The organism is Pedobacter sp. ASV12, assembly GCF_016429155.1.
Taxonomy (GTDB): Bacteria; Bacteroidota; Bacteroidia; order Sphingobacteriales; family Sphingobacteriaceae; genus Pedobacter.
In genome coordinates this window covers 1-2266 of record NZ_JAELUC010000168.1, presented here as the reverse complement: position 1 = coordinate 2266, position 2266 = coordinate 1, and the positions used below count along the sequence as shown (strand labels likewise).

The window sequence follows — 2266 nt, the reverse complement described above, 5'->3', positions numbered from 1 at the left end:
CCCCCCCCCCCCCCCCCCCCCCCCCCCCCCCCCCCCCCCCCCCCCCCCCCCCCCCCCCCCCCCCCCCCCCCCCCCCCCCCCCCCCCCCCCCCCCCCCCCCCCCCCCCCCCCCCCCCCCCCCCCTTTTTAATCACCCCCCCCCCACCCACAACAACACATGTCGTGGTTCGTCGGCAGCGTCAGATGTGTATAAGAGACAGGCATTTTTAATGCCGTAAGCATTTTGGCAGCCCTAACGGCATCTGTCAACGCCAGTATCAATTTTGCGCTTGGCTTGGCATTTTATGGTTTCATCATGTTGCCTTTAATCGTCTTGCTGATTTTTGGCTATTTCCTCTCCCGTTTTAAAAGCAGACTCAGCATTGCCATCGGCCTATTTGCCATTGCCTTTAATTTTCTTTGCGGCATTACCTATTTTGTAAGCGAAGCTTCTGGAGGGGTAAACCTTTTTACGTTTATTCTGATCGTTTTTATCTTAACCATTGTAAGCGACCACAAGCAGTTTTGGATCTGGATTCCTTTCACTTTATTCGTTATCGCCGGCCTTTTTTTTACGGAATATCAGTATCCCGAACTCGTTAAACAGCTATACGATACGCGTCAAGCTAGGCTTTTAGACCATGTGCAAACCGTTTTTGAAGTACTTTTGATGATGACCATCATTACGGTTTTTGTAAAAAAAAGCTATTACAAGGAGAAATGGCTGGCCGAACAGCGCTTTACGTCGCTGGAAGAAATTAACGAAACTAAAAACAAACTGTTTTCTATCGTAGCCCACGATCTAAACGCACCGCTTTCTTCCATAGAAAATTATCTTTCAATACTGAACCATGTAGAAATGGATGCCGCAGAAAAAGCGGCTATCGAAAAATCATTGCTGCTTTCTACCAAGCTGACTTCGGAAATGTTGCAGAACATCCTTTCATGGTCTAAAGATCAGATGGGTGGCACCTTGGTTAACCTCAAGTCGGTTCCCATTCACGACGCCCTTCACAAAACGATACAGCTCAAAGAAAACCTGGCCCGAGAAAAACACATCACCCTCGTCTATGTGCCACAGCCACACTTGCTTGCCATAGCCGATACCGACCTTTTGCAGCTGATTATCAGAAACCTGCTCAATAACGCCATCAAGTTTTGCCATAAGGGAGGCACGATTCTACTCGAAACCATCGACCAGCACGACCAATGCCTTATCCGAATCAGTGATGATGGAATTGGGATTGGAGAAGGGGAAAAATCGCAGGTTTTTTCGCTAAAACATAAGGGCACCTATGGCACCAACAAAGAAAAGGGTGTTGGCTTAGGCCTTACACTAGCCAAAACCTACACCGAACTGCAACATGGGCAAATTTGGTTCGAAAGCGAAATCGGCAAAGGCACTACTTTTTATGTCAGCCTGCCCAAACCCAAAGCCAATTCGTTCAACTAGTCAGATGCCCAATAATGCTAAACTTTTCGTGCAGTCAAATGTTTAGCAATTATGGAAACACAACACTATCCCCTGGAAGAAAAACCAATTATAGTACCTACCCGCGAACATGCCTCGCTCGAAGCTTTTGTAGGCAAATGGGCGATAGAAGGCCAAAGTTTTGCCTACACTGACGATACAAGTCCCACCAAAATAAAAGGCATCGTTACCTACGAATGGCTGGCGGGTGGCTTCTTTTTGTGCTATAAATGGGACCGCTACTTTGATTTCGAAAACCATAAAGGCATGGGTATCATTAGCCATGACGAGAATGCCCATTCTTTTGCCATTACCAATTACGATAGCCAAGGAAACATTAAAAGCTACCAGATTAGCTATACCCCCGATAGCTGGAAATTCAAGGGAGAAAAAGAACGCGCCACCCTTAAATTCGACACCGATTCATTTACCGAAAGCTGGGAAATCCTGGTAGGCAAAACCTGGAAGCCTTTGTGCGAAATCAAAGCCCATAAAATAGCATAGCTCAAAACGCGCTATCCCTTATCAATTGAAACTACCATCTCCTCTTCTCATGATCGGACGGCCATTACGGCCTTTGGCACCGGTCCATTTCTGTAGCCTGATGCTTGCCCTCACCATAAAATACCTGCTCAAGGCATTGGTTTTCGTATCGGTATAGCTACCATCGTCGGCAATGGTACGGTTTACAAAATTGTTCTGGTTCAATAAATCGAAGGCCTGTACCGCTGTCTCTTATACACATCTGACGCTGCCGACGAACCACGACATGTGTAGATGTAGGGGGGGGGGGGGGGGGGGAAAGAGGGGGGGGGG

Annotated in this window: 4 protein-coding genes; 3 read left to right on the top strand and 1 reads right to left on the bottom strand. The window is 47.8% G+C overall.

What is annotated here, in order from left to right:
- The 3 genes from JHD69_RS21135 to JHD69_RS19505 form a co-directional block, all read left to right on the top strand.
- Nucleotides 1-210 (top strand): hypothetical protein (locus JHD69_RS21135; RefSeq protein ID WP_233166071.1); only part of this gene is annotated, 210 nt, incomplete at its 5' end.
- 13 nt (nt 211-223) lie between these two features.
- On the top strand, nt 224-1432 hold the full coding sequence (locus JHD69_RS19510; RefSeq protein WP_199142011.1) for a sensor histidine kinase: 1209 nt from the start codon (nt 224-226) through the stop codon (nt 1430-1432).
- A 51-nt stretch (nt 1433-1483) separates the two neighbouring features.
- On the top strand, nt 1484-1954 hold the full coding sequence (locus JHD69_RS19505; RefSeq protein ID WP_199142010.1) for a DUF1579 family protein: 471 nt from the start codon (nt 1484-1486) through the stop codon (nt 1952-1954).
- 21 nt (nt 1955-1975) lie between these two features.
- Here the strand turns inward: JHD69_RS19505 and JHD69_RS19500 are convergent, their stop codons facing one another.
- A complete protein-coding gene (locus JHD69_RS19500; protein WP_233166069.1) occupies nt 1976-2158 on the bottom strand; it encodes a hypothetical protein in 183 nt (60 codons plus the stop codon).
- Between the last annotated feature and the right edge of the window lie 108 nt (nt 2159-2266).

Bases quoted from the DNA above. Each gene is read 5' to 3' on its own strand.
- JHD69_RS19505 (WP_199142010.1), top strand. From the start codon at position 1,484: ATGGAAACACAACACTATCCCCTGGAAGAAAAACCAATTATAGTACCT.